Below are 18433 nucleotides of genomic sequence, written 5' to 3' on the forward strand. Positions count from 1 at the left end.
AATCAAACTTTCAATCATGGGTAAGCTCAAGGAAGCATACTTCGACTTGAAGTTCCTTCTCAATAGGGGGTATAGGAAAAAACTAGCTCTAGAATTTGTATGCAATCACTACATGCTTCCCCTTCAATATAGACATTTCCTCGCGAGATGTGTATTCTCAGATTATTGGATAAATGAGGTTAGAGAAAAGATTTCCAGCTGTGAAGAAAAAATACTGGGAATAGATGGGTTTAATATTTTAATAACAGTAGAATCCCTAATGGAAGGAACGGCCATAAGATGCGAAGATGGAATAGTAAGGGATCTTAAATACCAGGGAAAATATAAAATCAATGAAAAAACTGAGAAAGCAATAGAAGTTATGCTACTTGCAATAAAGGAGTTAAATCCAAGAAAAACGATAATACTTTATGGACGTTCGAACCCAAAGAGCGCTGAAATTAAGATTGCTACCCAGAAAAAGCTTAAAGAGATCAAAATCAAAGGAAAGGTTAGACTGGTGAAAAGCCCTGATTTTGAGCTCAAAAAATTTGAGTACGTCTCAACAGGTGACGTTGGAATTATAAGGAGTGTACCATATTTGGTTAATATATTCTCCCATATCTCAAGGATACTCAATAAAAATCCAATAGACTTCAAAGAGATGTTAGACATTCTCGACGAAAGACTTAAATAGATAAGTGAATAGTCGAAGATATGCTCAAGCTAAAGCCCGAGCCCATGATAGTAAAGTTTAGGAAAGTTGAAGTAAAGATTGAAAGCCAGGAGGAAAACAAGAAAGAGCTAGTAAATGTGAAGCTTATTACAAACGTGAAGAGAGTTCAGCTTTCATGACATAAAGTTCTTCGAAGAAGAATCTCCTTCTCTTAACTATACTAGTTGAGAATCCCCTTTCTTTAAAGGCTTTTTCAACATCTAAACCTGTTAATGAGCTATAAATGAGGAGTATCCTACCTCTCGATGATAGATAATCTTTAACACTTCCCAGGAACCTTGATATAACTTCCCCACCAGTCTTTCCTCCAATTAAGGCTAAGTCCACCTTATCTTTTATTTCTTCCCCAGGTAAGTAGGGTGGATTAAAGACTATCAAGTCAAAAGTTCCCCTTATATTTTCAAAGAGGTCACTAAGAATGAAAACAACGTTTTTAATACCATTGATCTTTGCATTTTTCCATGCTAAGTTAATGGCCTTTTCATTGATATCCAAGCCAACAACAAATCTAGCCCTCCTAGCAGCTAGTAGTGCCAATATTCCGGTACCAGTACCAACATCCAAGACTATATCATCGCTTTTTACCTCATCTAAGAGGGACTCAGCAAGCAAAAAGGTGTCCTCAGCAGGCTCATAAACTTCTTCATTACTCTCAATTTTAAGCCCATTATAATAAATTGCCATTAAAATTCCCCTCAGAATTTAATATTATGGCGCCCGGGCCGGGATTTGAACCCGGGTCGCGGGAGTGACAGTCCCGCATGATAGGCCGGGCTACACCACCCGGGCGCAAATATTAATGGCCGGCGGCGTCCCCGGCTTCCCGCCCCCTCTCGGAGGGCAGTACAACCGGGATCGCTGGGGGGCTTAACTTCCGGGTTCGAAATGAGACCGGGTGTAACCCCCCCGCTATGGCCGCCGTGCCGATAAACCCTCCAAACCCCAACCTTATAAACCTTACGGTCAATTTACTATGAAGAAACTCACCTAGTTCACCGAGTATCCAGGAACCTCTCAAACTCTCTGAGAACCTCTAGCTGATCCTCCGTCTCTACAGCACTTGGTTTAAGGAGTCTTACCCTCCTGAGGCCTTCTCTAAGAGAGAGGCCCTGAGAATACATAAGCCATGCAACTGCTACAGTCCCACTCCTCCCACTACCACCATAGCAGTGGATGTAGACCTTTTTCCCTTCCTTCACCTTTTCCTCTATCCATTTAACTATCTTATATAATTGACTAAGAGAAGGGGCCGTAAAATCCGGAATCGGAGAATGCAAGACATCAACTTTCTTTTTAAGTTCCTCAATATCATACACCAGCTCGAAGTCTTCCACTAAAACTACAAAAGCGTCAAATTTCTCAACAAGCTCATCTATTTCATCCTCATAGGGCATCCTACCAAATGCAACGTTTTCATCAATAAACTTCTCCATATCATCACCAAAATTTCTTTCATAAAAATCCTCTTAAGAATTGATCTTAACGCTTTACTGGTGATAGCAACATGAAGAAGATCGGAATTATCGGAGGGACAACTCCAGAATCTACCCTGTATTATTATAAAAAGTACATTGAGATAAGCAGAGAAAAATTTGAAAAGTACTTTTACCCAGAGCTTATAATTTACTCAATAAACTTTAAGGAGTTCTTCCAGAACCCCGAAGGCTGGGAAGGACGAAAGAAAATACTTATTAATGCAGCTAAAGCCCTGGAAAGGGCAGGAGCAGAATTAATAGCCTTTGCCGCTAATACTCCGCATTTGGTTTTTGACGACGTTCAAAGAGAAGTTAACGTTCCAATGGTAAGCATAATAGATGCAGTCGCTGAGGAGATCCTTAAAAGAGGAGTCAGAAAAGTCCTCCTTCTAGGGACAAAAACGACTATGACCGCTGACTTTTATATTAAAACATTAGAGGAGAAAGGCTTAGAAGTCGTTGTACCAAATGACGAAGAAAAGGAAGAGCTCAATAGGATAATATTTGAGGAACTGGCCTTTGGAAACCTAAAGAATAAAGAGTGGATAGTGAGACTTATAGAAAAGTACAGAGAGAGTGAGGGAATCGAAGGAGTTATTCTAGGATGTACCGAGCTACCACTTGCAATAAAGCAGGGGGATGTAAGCGTTGAAGTATTTGACTCGGCCGAAATCCATATGAGGAAGCTAATAGAGTTAGCTTCAGAGTGATGAGCCCGCGCAGCGCTGATAGATGATGAAGATTTTAAGTGCTGACTTCTAACCTCATATGGGGTAATATCTATGCTCGCCGAAAAGCCCTACCTGGTTGAAAGAGAGAAACCACTCTCAAAGAAAGAGATCGCCCAAGCGCTAAGGTGGGCCATAGAAGCTGAGCTGGATGCTATAAACTTTTACGAGCAATTAGCAGAACTAATAGAGGATGAAAAAATAAGGCATGTATTCTATGATGTTGCCAATGAAGAGAAAGAGCACGTTGGAGAATTTCTAGCTGTTCTGCTTGAAGTAGATGAGGAACTTGCAGAATTCATAAGGAAAGGCTTTAAGGAAGTTGAAGAGGAAACAGGAATCAAGGCTAAGCTACAGTGACTTCCTTTTTCTTTTTAAACTTCCTGAACTTGAGAGGTATAAAGCCTGTAGAAGTAGCCCTTCTTTTCTAAGAGAAGCTTTGGAGGACCCTCCTCAATTATTCTTCCATCCTTAACAACGATTACCTTATCAGCAAACCTCGTTATTGACAATCTATGAGCGATAATTATACTAGTTCTCCCCTCCATTAACTTTAGCATTGCATTCTGTACAAGTTGCTCGGTCTTAGGATCGACGCTTGAAAGCGCTTCATCCAAAATGACTATGTCAGGATCCTTTAACAAAGCCCTCGCCAAAGATATTAATTGTCTCTCCCCTAGGGATAATAACTTCCCCGCTTCACCTGCACTAGTCTTATATCCATTTGGTAACTTCATTATGAACTCGTGAATTCCCAGCTCCTTGCAAACCCTTATCACATCTTCTTCTCTAGCTTCTGGGTTTGCCATGAGGATGTTTTCCATTATGGTTCCTGGAAATAGGTATGTTTCCTGGGGAACATAACCTATTCTCCTTCTAAGGCTTTTCCTACTTATCTTTCTCCCCTCTATTCCATCGTAGAAAATATCCCCTTTAGTTGGATCATAGAAGCGCATAATCAGATTAGCCAAAGTTGTCTTTCCAGCTCCTGTCTTTCCTACTATTGCTACTTTAGATCCCGAAGGTATTAATAAGTTAATATCCTTAAGAACAGGTCTCCCCCTTTCATATTCAAACCATACATTTCTAAATTCTATTTCACCATTAAGCCTCTCAACGTTTATTCCGTTGTAATCTTCAACGTTTTCATCGTCCAAGATTTCATATATCCTTTCAAGAGCAGCTAAAGCTGATTGCAAACTATCATACATACTTACAACATTATTTATGGGGCCTCTAAACCTTTGAGCGTACTGAATGAACGCGACCACAACACCAATGCTCACAGCTCCTTTATAAGCCAGGTAACCTCCGTATGCTATAACGGCTATAACGGAAAGTAAGCTCGTAATATTCATAAGTGGCCAGAAAACTCCCATGTAAACTGCAACCCTTAGATATGCTTTTATTGTCTCTAAGGAAACTTTTGAAAATTCTCTTTCCACGTCCCTTTCTTTTCCAAATGCCCTAATTGTCTCTATTCCGGCCACACTCTCTTCAACAACGCTCGATATCTTTGCTATTTTCTGCCTAGTTTCACGATATGCCCTCCTCATTTTACCTCCAAAGTAATAGGCCACGAGCACCATTAAAGGAACGCTAGCTAGAGTTACTAGCGTTAGTTTAACGTCTAGGAGAAACATTGCGATAATAATTCCCGCTAAGCTCAACAAACTTCCTAATCCCCCGAGGAGTCCTGAAACTAGAACATCATTGACTATGTTTGTATCGTTAATTATCCTCGAAACTAGATCCCCTGTTGATTTCTCTTTAAAGAAATCTAGGTTTGAAATTAATATCTTCTCATGAAGCTTGCTTCTCAACCTCTTAAGAACCCCTTGGCCAAAAACTTCAGTATAATAAGTCTGAAGAGTCATGAAGAACCATTGGCCAATGAGGGATAGGAGATATAAAAGTGTCACAAACCATAACTCTCCATACTTCCCTGGAACTATATAGTTATCTATAGCAATATGAAGGACGTAGGGCGATGCCAAGTTGGCAATGGCAGATCCTACTATACTAATTATAACTACTACTAGAGTCTTCTTTTCGGAGAGTGCTTCCCTAATGAACCTAATAAGAAGTGAAAATGATGATTCGTTATTTCTCATATTCCTCACCTATAGCTCTAATCATTTCGCTAAATGCTCCACCCTTCTTGACGAGCTCGCTAGGTTTTCCTTCCTCAATTATCCTTCCATCTTTTATTACAATCACCCTATCCGTCAGTTTAACTAAGGAAAGTCTCTGAGATACTATTAGAGCAGTTCTACCCTTTAGTATCTCTTTTAGGTCTTCAACCAATCTTTTCTCCGTTTCAGCATCTAGATTAGAGACGGGATCATCAAGGAGGATAATTTTGGGATCTAAAAGGAGAGCTCTTGCAAGGGCTATTCTCTGTCTTTGTCCCCCGGATAGCGTTACACCTTTTTCACCAACTATAGTGTCATACCCGTTGGGAAGGGAGGATATAAAGTCATGTATCTTTGCTATTTTTGCAGCCCTTATTATTTCATCCATTTTAGCATCAGGCTTTGCGAGTGCGATGTTTTCCCTTATGCTCCTGTTAAAAATGAAAGGTTCCTGAGGAACATAGGCCACTATTCTCCTTAGGCTTTCTGTCTTTATCTTCTTCACATTAACTCCATCTATTAACACTTCCCCCTTATCAGGCACATAAAACCTTGCAATAAGCTTTAGAATACTACTCTTCCCGGATCCAGGAGGACCTACTATGAGAACCTTCTCTCCAGGAGATACTTTGAGATTTACACCCCTAAGCACAGTTCTTCCAGTATGATAAGTAAGCCAAACATCCCTAAATTCTACCTCCCCCTTTGGATCATTAATCTCTACAGCGTCGGGTGCGTCAATTGCTTTGGGGGCCGAATCAATAACCTCAAACAATCTTGCCGCCGCAGCTAAACTTCTCTGTATATCACCAATAGTGAATCCCAAAGCACGAAGGGGCCACATCATTGTAAGCATGTAAGTTAAAAATGCAACGAGTTCACCAACAGTTAAGGTTTTGGCAATTATAGCTTTCCCCCCATAGTAGAGCATTGCACTCATCGCTAATCCCAAAATCAAAAATGGAGCATTCCCATAAAGAGCAGTTATTTTAATGGCATCAATATTTAGGGAATAAAGGTTCTCATTTTCTTTAGAGAATTTTTCCTGGATATTTTCTTCAACCGAAAGTGATTTAATAGTCTTTATTCCAGCTATTGTTCCAGTGGCTATTGAGGCTATCACCCCAGTTTGGTGTCTTATTTTATCATATATCGGCCTAACTTTAGTTGCATAAGTTGTATTTAAAAGAACCACAACAGCTATAGTCCCTAAAGCAACTAAGCTAAGGAAGACGTTCATTCTAATCATATAATACAAGGATACAGCTATTAGGAATATTGAATAAACGAACATTCTTATTCGAAAAGAAAGGAACCTCGTTATCCTCTCTGTGTCATTCGTTATTCTGCTTATTAGCTGACCAGAAAAAGTCTTATCAAAAAATTCCATTCTATGCCTCTGTATAGCCTTAAAGGCATCCATTCTAATGTAATATACTGCATGCTGAGCGGATTTTACAAGTAAATATCTCCCCGTGAAACTAAATATTCCGTTAAATACTGCAACAAGCAAAATCAAAAGGCCATAATTGAAGGCAACTGAATACTTTTTGGTGACGATCCCTTTATCTATAGCATTCCTAATTAACACGGGGATTACCCCGTTAGTGTACGACATCAAGAGAACTAACCCTATTCCACCAATAAAATGCCATCTATACTCTCTTAAATAGCTTAACAGTCTTTCCAGTTGCCTTAGCGAACCATCCATACTAAAGGGATTAAACTTTTAGTTACTATAAATATTTGTCGGTTAAGATAATAATCTAAAAGGAGAGAAATTAAAGAGGCTCAAACTCATTAAGCAATAAGGTGTAATATTTCTCGTCAAGAGCCTTTTCGTCAACGGCCAGGACTAATGCTGAGTTCATCATTATAAGGTAATCTTTGAGACTAGCGAGAAATTTAAATACGCTCGCAAATTCATTGTAAAGCAGGAGATACTCCACACAATCTATAATTACAACGGCGTACTTATTTTCCTTTGCGAACTTTATTGCATAATCTTGAATGACATGAAGCTTTGTAGGTGGAATTCCATCTTCAGAAGCCTGTGTTATCCAAATTACCTTAATATTCTCTCCTAAGTCTTGATAGAACGTAGGATATCTAGTAAACACGAGAATTGGAGCATTAAGCTCCCTAATCATGTTAATTAAATCTACGATCCTAGACCTTGAGCCAGATACTAAGTAAGCTCCAACGAGCTTTGGCTCACTTCCTCCATTTTTTGGCAATTTCGTCGAGTGGTGAACCGTTAAGGAGGGTGGTGTTTCAAGAAACTTTATGTAGAAGCTCAAAGCAACAAAAGCACCAAATACTGTTAAGGAATATACTAGCTGTATGATATAATCCATTTTGACCGAGGGATCAGCAATCTCCAAAATTTTGAGTATAGCACCAAGAGATAAAAACAGAAGGACAAGTATTGCACTTTTTTTAGCCTTATCCGAATACTTGTTAATCCTAATAAGTATGAAAGTAAGTAGATACACCAAGGAGATTAAAATAACTGCAGAATAAATAATATAGAGATCCAACTAAGTACACCTCCCATATACTTTGCCTCTTCACATAACATTCAGATATATTTTTTAAATATTTTGTTTGAAAAAGTTTGAAAAAAGGCAAATTATGAAGCTCTTTCCCTCTCTTTTCTTATAGAGTACGTCAAACCATATGCCGGCCATAAACCTGGAGGCTGAGAGTAGTAATGCAAATTTCTCAGCACTTTTTCAGCATCTTTCCTGGTAGGGGCTCTAATGACTAATTTCCTAGGCTTAAGTACAATGTCTGCCTTTGGTAAATGGACAATTATATTTTCTCCTTTTATTTCAGGCTTCGCCCTCATTAAAAGCCTTTTTAATTCCTCATATGCATCATCGGTTACTTCCTGTTCAAGAACTTCCTCCTCATTTTTCCTTCTAAACAATTTCGACCAAAAACTATTCGAATCCTCATCCTCCATCGGCGTTCATAACCTCCTTAAACTTTTTCTTCCAAGTTACAATATAGGGGTATAACTTTTAAAGTTTTTCCAAAAAATTGAGAATCAGAGAAGCATTCTCGCATCAACGGCCACGGCATCGTTCTCATATGCAAATATTGGGTTTATATCGAGTTCTCTAATTTCAGGAACTCAAGGGCCAATTCTCCAACCTTAACGATTATATCTGCCAATGCCTCAATATTCACAGGCTTTTCTCCTCTAGCTCCAGCTAAAATTGGATAGGCTTTAATCTCCTTGATCATTTCTAGAGCATCGTCCTTAGATATAGGAGCGACTCTAAAGCTAACATCCTTTAATATTTCAACGAATATTCCACCTAATCCAAACATTACCGCGGGTCCAAACTGTGGATCCCTTATCATTCCCACTATGACCTCTCTACCTAGGGGTAGCATCTTATAAATTATAACACCCCAAAGATCGGCATCTGGCTTGTACCTCCTTGCATTTTCCATTATTGTTCTGAAGGCTTCCCTGGCTTCTTCATCGTTCTTTATGTTTATCTTAACGCCACCAGCATCGCTCTTATGAATTATTTGAGGTGAAACTATCTTCATAACTACCGGATATCCAATCTCCCTAGAGAATTTTACGGCCTCTTCCTCGTTCCTTGCAACCTTAAATTCTGGAATTGGAATTCCATAAAGCTTGAGAATCTCCTTGGCCTCAGGTTCAACTAGTGATCTATTCTCAGCCTTTGCTTTTTCAATAATTTCCCTAGCTCTTGCTATTCTATCCATTTCACTCCCCCCAATTAGCTTGACATTTACCAAATATTTTTAACTAGTTAAAAGGATTTCCATCCACCCGGAACCTTTATGAAGGATAGGGTAGAAAAGGACTAGGGAAGAAAATGAAGAAAGCAGGCATATTACTTATCGCAGCTATTCTCATTGTTAGTTTTGCGGTCGTACATTACCCTCTTGGTCAAGCAGATATCGAAAACAATATCATTTTATTTTATGAGCCATTTGCTGTCATAGAAGAGAACGTTACTCTCGAACTTAAAGCTGGATACAATGAAATACCGATTAACTGTAATCTAGGAACACCACTAGTACTCTCTAAGGAAGTGGATTTTATTGGCCTTAAGGATGTATACTCGCAGGATATCTTTGGAGTTCCCTTAGGGAGCGAGGTAAATATAGCACTCCAAAACAAGTTACAAATCTCCGGAGTACTGAAAGGATATAAAGAGGGTTTTTTACTCGTACAAAGGGGAAATTCATTAGTTCTCGTAAACCCAAATGAGATAGCATATATCTCGGTATCTCGCATTCCGGAGAGCCCCAGGAAGATCATACTTTACACAGAAAAATCGGGGGAACATAACTTAACATTAATATGTAGAGTGAATGGAATAAAGTGGGATGTTAACTACTATCTAATTCTAAAAGAGAACAAAGCCAAAGTTCAGGGATTTGCCACAATAGAGAATCCCCTTCAGCTTGAATTCAGAGGTAAAGGATACCTCGTAACCGGAGATATAGGAGAATATGAAGGGTCGAAAGTAACTATAAAGCCCGAAGTTGCAGAACCTTCCAGTTATATAAAACAGGAGCATATAACGTTATTCCCTCTTGGGAGCATTGAAATAGAGAAGGAATCTAAGACAACGATAAAAATAGTAGAAGAAAACGTGAAGTGGGAAAGAGGTTATTTGTATGAAAGTTGGCCCTATAGGGAAGAAGGTCCCGTATATGAGTTTATTAGATTTAAAACCGAAATGCCCTTACCCCCAGGAAATGTAAAGATATTTAGGGAGCATAACGGGAGCCTAGTCCTAATATCTCAAAATAGAATAGAACAAAAAGCAGCTGGAGACTTCGTTGAGATAAAACTTGGTAGGGAGTATGAACTCAAAGGGAAAACTAGGGTGCTTCAAGTTCTCAAATCTAACGGAAAGACGAGATATAAGGTGGAGATATCCCTAGAAAACTTAGGTGATAAGCCAAGAGAAGTACTAATTAAGCATTACAAAGCAGGCGTTATTTTGTATTCAACGATAAAGCCAATTGAAGAGACAGCTAACTATGTTCTTATGAAGGTTAAAGTGGAACCTAAAAGTGAAAAGAAAATAATCATTGAGTACGAGATGTAAACCATTTAAAAGTCTCCTTGAGACCCTCCTCAAGGGAATACCTAGGCTTAAAGCCAAGTTTCTTTATTCTTTCTATTTTGGCAACACTTCTCCTGATATCACCAGGTCTCGGTGGATAAAATAAAATTGAAGACGAAGAGGAAGTCATATCTATTATTTTCATTGCAAGCTCGAGGATTGTTGTCTCCTTTCCAGTCGCGACATTAAAAATCCTTCCATTAGCACTCCTTTTCTTAGCAACAAGGATATTGGCCTCAACAACATCCTTAACGTAGATGAAATCTCTTGTCTGTTTCCCATCTCCAAAAATTATCAAAGGTTCCCCTTTTATTGCCCTTTCTAAGAAGATACTTATCACTCCAGCATAAGCAGAACTTTGCCTAGGGCCGTAGACGTTAAAATACCTTAGGATGACTACTGGAATTCCATATAAGCTTTGATATACTCTGCAGTAATGTTCCGCAGCCAGCTTTGTAATTCCATAAGGAGAAATAGGATTAGTTAACGTATCTTCAGTAATTGGTAGTTCCTTGGGTTCACCATAAACGGCCGCAGAAGATGCAAATATTAATTTCCCATCTCCCTGGGATAAAGCCCTTAAAACATTTATAGTTCCTATAACATTTACCTCCTCCGTAAATACGGGGTCTTCGATACTTTCTTTGACACTAATTTGAGCGGCCTCATGAAAGACATAATCGGCTTCACTTATAACTTCAGCTATGCTTTCATAATCCCTGACATCAGCCCTTATGAACTTGACACCTTCTGGAATGTTCTCGATTCTACCGGAATATAGATTGTCTATTATAATCACGTCATTTTCATCTTTTAATGCTTCAGCCAAATGAGAACCTATAAATCCAGCCCCTCCAGTAATTACTATGAGCTTGTTTTTCATATGGGGCCCCTAATTATTAAAAATTTGAGGCATTTAAACGATTTCGGGGAGGGTAATGATTAAGGCAATAATCTTCGATGTAGATGAAACCTTAGTATACTATGAGGGATACTCACTAAGGGAGTGGTATGAAAAGGTTGGGTTACCCGCTATGAAGGAACTTGGGGTTATAGTTGATTGGGAAATCTTTCGAAAGATGGCAAGGGGAGAACTACCAAGAAGTTACGTCGAAAAATTCCAGATAAATCACGTTAAATTTTGGAAAGCATTAGATGAGGCTAATAGGAAGTATAGAGAGGAATTGCTCAAAGAAGGAAAAGTTCATACTTTTAAAGACGTAGAAGCCCTTAAAGAAATAAAGAACCTTGGAATAAAACTAGCAGCAGTAAGCAATGCATCCCAAGATAACACAGAACTCGTATTGAGAGCATTTGACTTGTTAAAATATTTCGATGTTGTTTACGGGAAAGATTATACATATTTAGATGGGGTAAAACCGAATCCCTACCTAATTAATAAGGCCCTAAAAGCGCTTAATGTCGAACCTAAAGAGGCCATACTCGTAGGGGATAGTGAACTTGATATAATAGCCGGGAAAAGAGCAAAATTAAGGGTTGTTCAAATAGTAAGAGAAAAAAGAGTTGAAGGAGCAGATGTTTATATAAATTCCCTGTGGGAACTTGTTGATAAGCTCAAAACAGGTGAGCTTTAAAGTTTATTAGTTCCTTCAACCACTTTATTAAATTCTCAGAGACTTCAATATCCGCTTCAGGATCCATCCCTTTAAGTTCAGCCTTAATCTTAGTGAGATCATTCAACACATCTTGAAGCTTAAGACTCTCCTGAATAAATTCAAACGATGTATATGGACTTTCATTAGCCCTCATAGAAAACGTGACTATGGCTATTCTAACATTTACTTCTGCTTCATTAATTAGCTTCAGGAGCTCCTTAACTTTCATTATCCTCAAATTCACAGAAAATGTTTTTAAGTCTTTTTCTAACTCAATGTTAGAAAATGCTGAAATAATTAAAGGAGGTGAGCGAGAGATGGGCGAGGAACTAAGCAAACTCCTTGATGTCCTGGGAAACGAAACTCGGAGGAGGATTTTATTTTTACTAACTAAAAGACCATACTTTGTGAGTGAGTTGAGTCAAGAGCTTGGAGTTGGTCAGAAAGCCGTTTTAGAGCATTTAAGGATCTTAGAGGAGGCCGGATTAATAGAGAGTAGAATTGAGAAGATACCAAGGGGAAGGCCAAGGAAATATTATATGATTAAAAGGGGATTAAGGTTAGAGATACTTCTGACACCTACCCTCTTTGGTTCCGAGATGTATGAACCTAGGGAAATTAGAAAAAGCCCAGAATATGAACAGGCCAGGGAACTGATAAAGTCCGTAGAACCGATAGATATCAAAATGAAAGAGCTTGCAGAGTTTTTACATGAACTTGATGATAGGATAAAAGAGTTAATAGAGGAGAAGAGGGAGTTGGAGGAGGTTAAGATATTAGTCGAGACATATATAGAGAACGTTATGAGGAGGATATCTGAAGAAAACAAGGAGATAGTTAAGAAGGTTTTTAAAGATATAGAGGAGATACTACCACCGGAATATGCAAAGAGGATTAAAGAAAAGTTCATAGAGAATATTTAAACCCAATGGATGGTGTGAAAATGAAAAGGCTTGGAAAAGTTTTACACTATGCAAAGCAAGGATTGCTAATAGTACGATCAACTTGGATTCCATCGTTGAATGATCCAGTGATTGATAAAGATTTAAAGTTAGTAGGAATAGTTAAAGATGTGTTCGGGCCCGTCAAGATGCCTTACGTTGCTATAAAGCCGAAGGTGGAAAATCCCGAGAAATATGTGGGTCAGGTCTTATATATAGATGAAAAAAGAAAAAAGAGGAAAAAAGAAAAGAAGAAGATGAGGAAAAGGCATAGAAGCTGAAAGATGATGAAAGGGGACCTCACCGATGCTAGTTGGGGTATTAAGTGATACACATTTTCCAAAGGCTTATTTTCCAGAGAAGATTCTAGAATTTTTTAGGGAGAAAAATGTGGCATATATAATTCATGCTGGTGACATTACTGAGAGAAGCCTACTTGATATGTTAGAAAATGTTGCCCCCGTGATAGCGGTTAAAGGTAATGCAGATATCTTAAAACTACCCGAAGAAGAGATCCTCAACATTCGAGATAAGAGAGTTTTAGTAATTCATGGACACAATTTCCTAACCCTTGACACCCAAAACCTGCTTTATAAGGGATTAGAGGAAGAGGCCGATATAGTTATCTTTGGTCACACTCACAGACCTTATTATGCCAAACTTAAATATATGGGAAAGGAGATCACGTTATTAAACCCCGGATCTCCAACATTACCTAGAATGAGTGAGCCAACATTTGCAATTCTTAACATTGGGGAAAGCGTTGAGGTAAAATTTTACAACGTATGGATGCTCTAAAATTCTTCCCCTGATAAACAAATGTAATTATAGGGACAGAACTTACAATGGGGGCCTTTCCAAGCTGGAGGGAGCTCATCATTTTCTAAATAGAGCTTTATTTCGTAAAAATACTTAACGGTCTCTTTGAATAAAACTTCATCGTAGGGAACTTCGAATATTTTAAGACCATTTCCCTTTATTAGAGGGAAGCTATCAAATACAATGTCACTTATCGCTCTCCATGGATCATCAGTTAGCTTTACATAGTATAAGTATCCATACTCAGCATTTACTCCCCTTAAATATAGATTAAGCTGAGCTAGGTGATAATCAATCGGAGAACTAGGAATATAGGACTTTCCCTTAATTTCTATTGGGAATTCTTTGTACACATCTATCTTCCCATGTATCTCCATTCCAAGCTTAGGAAACCTTATAATAACACTTTTCTCAAGTTCGACATCGAATCTATCCTTCAATACTTTCCCCAGGACTTCGTGAATTTTCATTCCCTTCTCCAATCTTGGCTTAGCAACTTCTGGCCATTTCTCTGGAATTCCTTTAAGCCTAAACCATACCCTTCTAGGGCATATTAAGGCTTCACTAGCATAAAATTCTATCATTAATGCACCCCCAAACACAGCGTCAGCTAATACCGACTTCATCACTCCTCAGGCTGGGCAAGGATCATCATCCGCCCACAAGAATTTTAAGCTATAATTTATTAATTTTAATCGCCGACAGCGAGGGTACAATACCCTCGCAAGGGCTCGGTCAACCCGCCCCCGCAAGGTTTCGGGGTCGATGAGCGGGGTGTGCTCACGCCGAGCCTACAGGGCCGGTGCATCCGCCCGCGGGATTAATGACCGCTGGGTCTCTGTTGCCGGCCCACAATAAAGTTTAATATCCCCTTCTTAATTAATAGATGGAGGCTAATCTATGGTAATAATACCAAAGCCTGTTGATCCCAGGGACATTAAGAAAATAAGGAAAGCCTTAGGGATAACCCAAGAGGAGTTAGCTAGAAAAGCAGGGGTTACTCAGGCGTATATTGCAAAGTTGGAAGCTGGAAAAGTTGATCCAAGGCTTTCAACCTTCAACAGAATTCTTAGAGCTCTTCTTGAGTGCCAAAAAACAAGAATAACTGCAAAAAATATAATGTCATCCCCAATAATCTCGGTAAGCTCCGAAGATAAGATAGAAAAGGTTGTAAGACTTATGGAGAAGTATAACATCTCCCAAGTGCCCGTTATGGAAAAGGATAAAATAGTCGGGGCAATCACGGAGAGACTTCTTGTAAGAAAAAGCTTGGAGGATGAGGATATTTATTCAAAGAAGGCTAAGGATATAATGGAAGAGCCCTTTCCATTGGTTTCAGAGGATGAAGATCTTGAAGTTATAAAATACCTCTTAGAGGATCACCAAGCGGTAATAGTTCAGGGGAGAAATGGAAAACCAATAGGGATAATAACTAGATTCGATATATTCAAACTTAGCAGGGAAACCAAAGGTGAATAACCTTTTTATTAAAAAATTTTCAAATTTCATTTTCCCTAACCTATATTTAGGTGGAAATTGTGAGAATCAATGAGCATCCTATTTTAGATTTTGAGAAAAAGAGGAAAAGAAAGGTCACCATTTACTATAAAGGACAACCAATAGAAGCGTACGAGGGGGAAACAATAGCCGCGGCCCTTCACGCTGCTGGAATTAGGGTCCTAAATTACTCGAGGGTTAGAAAGAGGCCAAGAGGACTATTCTGCGCTATCGGGAAGTGCTCCTCATGCTTAATGACAGTTAATGGCATTCCAAATGTAAGGACATGCATAACTTTGGTCGAAGATGGGATGAAGATAGAGGAAAATAAACCCATTCTTCCCGCTAATATAAATAAAAAAGACAAGAAGAAAAGGGCAAAAATTGTCAAGGGAGATATAATAGTAGTGGGAGGTGGCCCTGCTGGGATGATGGCAGCAATAAGCGCCAGTGATACCGGAGCAAAGGTTATTCTCATTGATGAAAGCCCAATGCTCGGGGGTCAACTAGTAAAGCAAACTCACAAATTTTTCGGGAAGAGAGATCAATTTGCAGGCATAAGGGGAATTAAAATAGCAGAAATCCTAAGACGAGAAATAGAGAAAAGGGAAAATATAAAGGCATACTTGCGGACTTCGGCCGTTGGAATATTCCAAGATGGAGAGGAAAAGCTTGTAATTGGAGTTAGAAAAGAAAATGAATTAATAGAATTTAAGGGAAAGGCCGTTATTGTCGCAACTGGGGCAATGGAGAAAACAATACCATTTGAAAATAATGATTTACCCGGAATCTACGGAGCTGGGGCCATTCAAACGCTTATGAACACTTATGGAATTAAGCCTGGAGAAAAAGCACTCATTGTTGGGGCCGGAAACGTCGGATTAATTTTAGCATATCAACTCCTTCAGGCGAACGTTCAAGTACAAGCTATAGTTGAAGCTATGCCTAAAATTGGTGGATACTTCGTTCACGCAGCAAAAGTTAGAAGATTAGGTGTTCCAATTCTAACAAGGCATACCATTCTAAAAGCTGAGGGAGAAGAGAAAGTTGAAAGAGCCATTGTTGCCGAGATAGATGAGAACTGGAACCCTATCCCAGGAACTGAGAAAATTTTTGATGTTGATTTAATAGCCATAGCCGTAGGTCTTAGACCGAGCATAGAGTTACTTCAGCAAGCTGGCTGTCAAATAAAGTACGTAAGAGAACTTGGAGGTCACGTACCAGTTAGAGACAGATGGATGGAAACAACTGTCAAAGGAATTTTCGTTGCTGGAGATACGGCAGGAATTGAGGAAGCAACAACTGCAATGCTCGAAGGGAAAATAGCAGGATTAGCCGCAGCATTAAGACTCGGAATAGCCGGGGAGGAGTGGGTAAAGGAAATAGAAAAAACCGAAAAAGAGTTGGAGGAATTCCGTTCCGGACCTTTTGGGAGGCGTGTTATTGAAGGTATAAAAAAGCTCCTGGAGGGTTCTAAATGAGTGAGATACCCAATTACTTGAAGTATGGATACATAACTCCCGAAGAGCTATTTTCAATAATTCCAAAACCAAGTGAAAAGAGACTAAGAGAAAGGCCTGTTGCAGTCCCTGAATGTCCTCAAAGGATTCCCTGCACTCCCTGTAAAGAGGTCTGCCCAACGAATGCCATAAAGATGGATAACCCGAATGATATTCCTATAGTTGATTACGAAAAGTGCATTGGCTGTTCTCTCTGTGTCCAAGTATGCCCCGGACTAGCGTTCTTCATGATTCATTACGTAGGGGATAAAGCCAGAATAACCTTACCCCATGAGTTGCTCCCCCTACCAGAAAGAGGAGAAGAAGTTATTCTCCTCAACAGGAAAGGAGAGGAGGTTGGAAGGGGGAGAGTCATCACGGTCGTTCCCAGGGAAAAGACAAAGGGAGACACCCCGATAGTTACCGTAGAGGTACCACTTGAACTTGCATGGGATGTTAGAGCTATTAAGGTCGTGAGAGAATGAAGATAGTTTGTAGATGTAACGATGTAACCCTAGAGGAAATTGAAAAGCTCATAGATGAAGGAGTCACTGATCTAGAGGAATTGAGAAGACTCCTCAGGATTGGAATGGGCCCTTGTCAAGGTAGAACTTGCATACCTATAGTAATTTCAATCTTAGCCAGAAAGACCGGAAAGAAGCCGGAAGAAATTAGTTTGCCAAATGCTAGATTTCCGATCAGGCCTGTTAGGATTGAAGCTTTCATTGAGGAGGAAGATGAAAAATGATAGGTATAATTGGAGGAGGAATCATTGGAATTGCAACGGCTTATGAGCTTGCAAAGCTTGGAGAAGAAGTAATAGTCTTTGAAAAGAGATATTTCGGCTCAGGTTCCACATTCAGATGTGCGAGCGGAATAAGAGCCCAGTTCACGGATGAAGCAAACATAAGACTCATGAAGTACTCTATAGATAAATGGAAAAAATTAAGTGAGGAGCTAGAATATGAAGTAATGTTCCAACAAACGGGTTATCTGTTTTTAGCAACTAGCGAGGAGGAAGTTAAAGCGTTTAAGAGGAATATAAAGCTTCAAAATAAATTCGGTGTTCCAACAAAGCTAATAACTCCAGAGGAAGCCAAGGAAATAGTTCCTCCATTAAATGCAGACGCATTCTTAGCGGGAGCTTGGAACCCAGAAGATGGAAAGGCCAGCCCATTTCATACTCTCTATGGGTATAAGAGGGCTGGAGAAAAGCTAGGGGTTAGGTTTTATCCGTATACGGAAGTTATTGGAATCAAGAAAAATGACAAATGGATCATAAAAACGACGAGAGGAGAGTTCAGGGTAGATGTAATTGTTAATGCAACTAATGCCTGGGGAAGAAGGATAAACTCAATGATAGGCAAGGATATAGTTCCGATAAAACCATTCAAGCACCAGCTTGTCAAAACAGAACCAATAGAAAGAGGACAAATAGAACCCCTTGTCTGCCCTCCAGCTTGGAGTGACAGTTATGTGATCCAAGATGGAGAAGATGGGGGAGTGATATGCGGAACTGCATTGGAATACAAAGGTAATCCAGACGATGTAACTCCAACTTACGACTTCGTTAAGGAAGCGCTGAAGTGGGCCGTGAAGATAGTGCCAGCCTTAAAGCATGTTCACATCATAAGACAGTGGGCCGGATACTATGCAAAAACTCCAGATAACAATCCAGCGATAGGAGAACTTGAAGAGGACTTCTACGTGGCGATAGGCTTCTCAGGTCATGGCTTTATGATGGCCCCAGCAGTTTCACAAGCGCTCGCCGAGAAGATAGTAAAGGGGAAAACAAAGGTTCCTCTTGACTGGGAGTGGTTCGATCCGTATAGATTTGAAAGAGGGGAACTCAGATCCTCGGCTTTCCAGATTGGATGAT

Annotated in this window: 23 protein-coding genes, 1 tRNA gene, 1 rRNA gene, 2 other RNA genes and 1 pseudogene; 15 read left to right on the top strand and 13 right to left on the bottom strand. The window is 39.5% G+C overall.

The features are described 5' to 3' along the window. Positions 1 to 16 precede the first annotated feature (16 nt). Both PH_RS08145 and PH_RS09840 read left to right on the top strand, forming a co-directional pair. On the top strand, positions 17 to 676 hold the full coding sequence (locus PH_RS08145) for a DUF434 domain-containing protein (RefSeq protein WP_010885792.1): 660 nt from the start codon (positions 17 to 19) through the stop codon (positions 674 to 676). Positions 677 to 696: 20 nt separating this feature from the next. Beyond that, positions 697 to 834 carry a hypothetical protein gene (locus tag PH_RS09840; RefSeq protein ID WP_158298165.1) on the top strand — a complete coding sequence of 46 codons (138 nt, stop codon included), beginning with the start codon at positions 697 to 699 and terminating at the stop codon, positions 832 to 834. On the opposite strand, the gene PH_RS08150 is transcribed toward PH_RS09840, so the two are convergent. The 4 genes from PH_RS08150 to PH_RS08165 form a co-directional block, all read right to left on the bottom strand. Beyond that, positions 803 to 1399, bottom strand: a complete 597-nt coding sequence (locus PH_RS08150) for a HemK2/MTQ2 family protein methyltransferase (protein ID WP_010885793.1) — start codon at positions 1397 to 1399, stop codon at positions 803 to 805. The two genes, PH_RS09840 and PH_RS08150, sit on opposite strands and share 32 nt — an antisense overlap. Before the next feature lie 27 nt (positions 1400 to 1426). After that, a tRNA-Asp gene (locus PH_RS08155) sits at positions 1427 to 1504 on the bottom strand. A gap of 12 nt (positions 1505 to 1516) precedes the next feature. Further along, positions 1517 to 1638: ribosomal RNA gene (gene rrf, locus PH_RS08160) — 5S ribosomal RNA — on the bottom strand. Positions 1639 to 1707: 69 nt separating this feature from the next. Further along, positions 1708 to 2148 carry a protein-tyrosine phosphatase family protein gene (locus PH_RS08165; protein WP_010885794.1) on the bottom strand — a complete coding sequence of 147 codons (441 nt, stop codon included), beginning with the start codon at positions 2146 to 2148 and terminating at the stop codon, positions 1708 to 1710. 71 nt (positions 2149 to 2219) lie between these two features. On the opposite strand from PH_RS08165, the gene PH_RS08170 reads away from it, so the two are divergent. The 3 genes from PH_RS08170 (at position 2220) to PH_RS08175 (ending at position 3278) form a co-directional block, all read left to right on the top strand. Continuing rightward, positions 2220 to 2900 (top strand): aspartate/glutamate racemase family protein, encoded by a 681-nt coding sequence (locus PH_RS08170; protein ID WP_010885795.1) that lies wholly within the window; start codon positions 2220 to 2222, stop codon positions 2898 to 2900. Then, positions 2893 to 2948: C/D box small nucleolar RNA (locus PH_RS09620), an RNA gene on the top strand. The genes PH_RS08170 and PH_RS09620 overlap by 8 nt, the downstream gene beginning before the upstream one ends. 24 nt (positions 2949 to 2972) lie before the next feature. Next, a complete protein-coding gene (locus tag PH_RS08175) occupies positions 2973 to 3278 on the top strand; it encodes a ferritin family protein (RefSeq protein WP_010885796.1) in 306 nt (101 codons plus the stop codon). A gap of 14 nt (positions 3279 to 3292) precedes the next feature. On the opposite strand, the gene PH_RS08180 is transcribed toward PH_RS08175, so the two are convergent. From PH_RS08180 to PH_RS08200, 5 genes and pseudogenes are all read right to left on the bottom strand, one after another. Further along, a complete protein-coding gene (locus PH_RS08180; protein WP_048053468.1) occupies positions 3293 to 5032 on the bottom strand; it encodes an ABC transporter ATP-binding protein in 1740 nt (579 codons plus the stop codon). Further along, complete coding sequence (locus PH_RS08185) at positions 5022 to 6764, bottom strand: ABC transporter ATP-binding protein (RefSeq protein ID WP_010885798.1); 1743 nt, start codon at positions 6762 to 6764, stop codon at positions 5022 to 5024. Before PH_RS08185 ends, PH_RS08180 begins: the two co-directional genes overlap by 11 nt. A 70-nt stretch (positions 6765 to 6834) precedes the next feature. Continuing rightward, on the bottom strand, positions 6835 to 7593 hold the full coding sequence (locus tag PH_RS08190; protein WP_231833698.1) for a DUF835 domain-containing protein: 759 nt from the start codon (positions 7591 to 7593) through the stop codon (positions 6835 to 6837). A gap of 92 nt (positions 7594 to 7685) precedes the next feature. Continuing rightward, complete coding sequence (locus PH_RS08195) at positions 7686 to 8021, bottom strand: hypothetical protein (RefSeq protein ID WP_010885800.1); 336 nt, start codon at positions 8019 to 8021, stop codon at positions 7686 to 7688. Positions 8022 to 8105: 84 nt separating this feature from the next. Beyond that, a pseudogene (locus PH_RS08200) lies at positions 8106 to 8803 on the bottom strand (acetate--CoA ligase family protein). A 113-nt stretch (positions 8804 to 8916) separates the two neighbouring features. Between PH_RS08200 and PH_RS08205 the strand changes: the two are divergent. Continuing rightward, on the top strand, positions 8917 to 10164 hold the full coding sequence (locus PH_RS08205) for a hypothetical protein (protein ID WP_010885802.1): 1248 nt from the start codon (positions 8917 to 8919) through the stop codon (positions 10162 to 10164). Here PH_RS08205 and PH_RS08210 read toward each other — a convergent pair. Next, on the bottom strand, positions 10145 to 11065 hold the full coding sequence (locus PH_RS08210; RefSeq protein ID WP_010885804.1) for an SDR family oxidoreductase: 921 nt from the start codon (positions 11063 to 11065) through the stop codon (positions 10145 to 10147). The genes PH_RS08205 and PH_RS08210 overlap by 20 nt on opposite strands. 55 nt (positions 11066 to 11120) lie before the next feature. On the opposite strand from PH_RS08210, the gene PH_RS08215 reads away from it, so the two are divergent. Next, a complete protein-coding gene (locus PH_RS08215) occupies positions 11121 to 11777 on the top strand; it encodes an HAD family hydrolase (protein WP_010885805.1) in 657 nt (218 codons plus the stop codon). Here PH_RS08215 and PH_RS08220 read toward each other — a convergent pair. Beyond that, positions 11758 to 12027 (bottom strand): hypothetical protein, encoded by a 270-nt coding sequence (locus PH_RS08220; protein ID WP_048053469.1) that lies wholly within the window; start codon positions 12025 to 12027, stop codon positions 11758 to 11760. The genes PH_RS08215 and PH_RS08220 overlap by 20 nt on opposite strands. 88 nt (positions 12028 to 12115) lie before the next feature. On the opposite strand from PH_RS08220, the gene PH_RS08225 reads away from it, so the two are divergent. From PH_RS08225 to PH_RS08235, 3 genes are read left to right on the top strand one after another with little or no spacing between them, the layout of a single operon-like run. After that, a complete protein-coding gene (locus PH_RS08225; protein ID WP_048053470.1) occupies positions 12116 to 12721 on the top strand; it encodes an ArsR/SmtB family transcription factor in 606 nt (201 codons plus the stop codon). A 20-nt stretch (positions 12722 to 12741) separates the two neighbouring features. Further along, a complete protein-coding gene (locus PH_RS08230; protein WP_048053471.1) occupies positions 12742 to 13020 on the top strand; it encodes a Gar1/Naf1 family protein in 279 nt (92 codons plus the stop codon). Between the two features lie 25 nt (positions 13021 to 13045). Beyond that, positions 13046 to 13537, top strand: coding sequence for a metallophosphoesterase (locus PH_RS08235; RefSeq protein WP_010885809.1), 492 nt, complete (start codon positions 13046 to 13048; stop codon positions 13535 to 13537). On the opposite strand, the gene cas4 is transcribed toward PH_RS08235, so the two are convergent. Then, positions 13534 to 14142 (bottom strand): CRISPR-associated protein Cas4, encoded by a 609-nt coding sequence (gene cas4, locus PH_RS08240; RefSeq protein WP_048053472.1) that lies wholly within the window; start codon positions 14140 to 14142, stop codon positions 13534 to 13536. The two genes, PH_RS08235 and cas4, sit on opposite strands and share 4 nt — an antisense overlap. A 19-nt stretch (positions 14143 to 14161) precedes the next feature. Further along, an RNA gene (locus tag PH_RS09625) (C/D box small nucleolar RNA) lies at positions 14162 to 14217 on the bottom strand. A gap of 241 nt (positions 14218 to 14458) precedes the next feature. On the opposite strand from PH_RS09625, the gene PH_RS08245 reads away from it, so the two are divergent. The 5 genes from PH_RS08245 to PH_RS08265 are packed head-to-tail and all read left to right on the top strand — an operon-like array spanning position 14459 to position 18432. Continuing rightward, the gene (locus tag PH_RS08245; RefSeq protein WP_010885811.1) at positions 14459 to 15037 is read left to right on the top strand and encodes a helix-turn-helix domain-containing protein; all 579 of its coding nucleotides are present in this window, start codon (positions 14459 to 14461) and stop codon (positions 15035 to 15037) included. Between the two features lie 59 nt (positions 15038 to 15096). Further along, positions 15097 to 16536: an FAD-dependent oxidoreductase gene (locus PH_RS08250; protein ID WP_048053473.1), complete on the top strand. Its 1440-nt coding sequence runs from the start codon at positions 15097 to 15099 to the stop codon at positions 16534 to 16536. Beyond that, entirely contained in the window at positions 16533 to 17039 is a 507-nt protein-coding gene (locus PH_RS08255) for a 4Fe-4S dicluster domain-containing protein (protein ID WP_010885813.1), read from the top strand. The genes PH_RS08250 and PH_RS08255 overlap by 4 nt, the downstream gene beginning before the upstream one ends. Beyond that, entirely contained in the window at positions 17036 to 17302 is a 267-nt protein-coding gene (locus tag PH_RS08260) for a (2Fe-2S)-binding protein (protein ID WP_010885814.1), read from the top strand. The genes PH_RS08255 and PH_RS08260 overlap by 4 nt, the downstream gene beginning before the upstream one ends. Beyond that, positions 17299 to 18432 (top strand): NAD(P)/FAD-dependent oxidoreductase, encoded by a 1134-nt coding sequence (locus PH_RS08265; protein ID WP_010885815.1) that lies wholly within the window; start codon positions 17299 to 17301, stop codon positions 18430 to 18432. Before PH_RS08260 ends, PH_RS08265 begins: the two co-directional genes overlap by 4 nt. Position 18433: the final 1 nt, after the last annotated feature.

Origin of the sequence: Pyrococcus horikoshii OT3 (assembly GCF_000011105.1) — an archaeon.
Taxonomy (GTDB): Archaea; Methanobacteriota_B; Thermococci; order Thermococcales; family Thermococcaceae; genus Pyrococcus; species Pyrococcus horikoshii.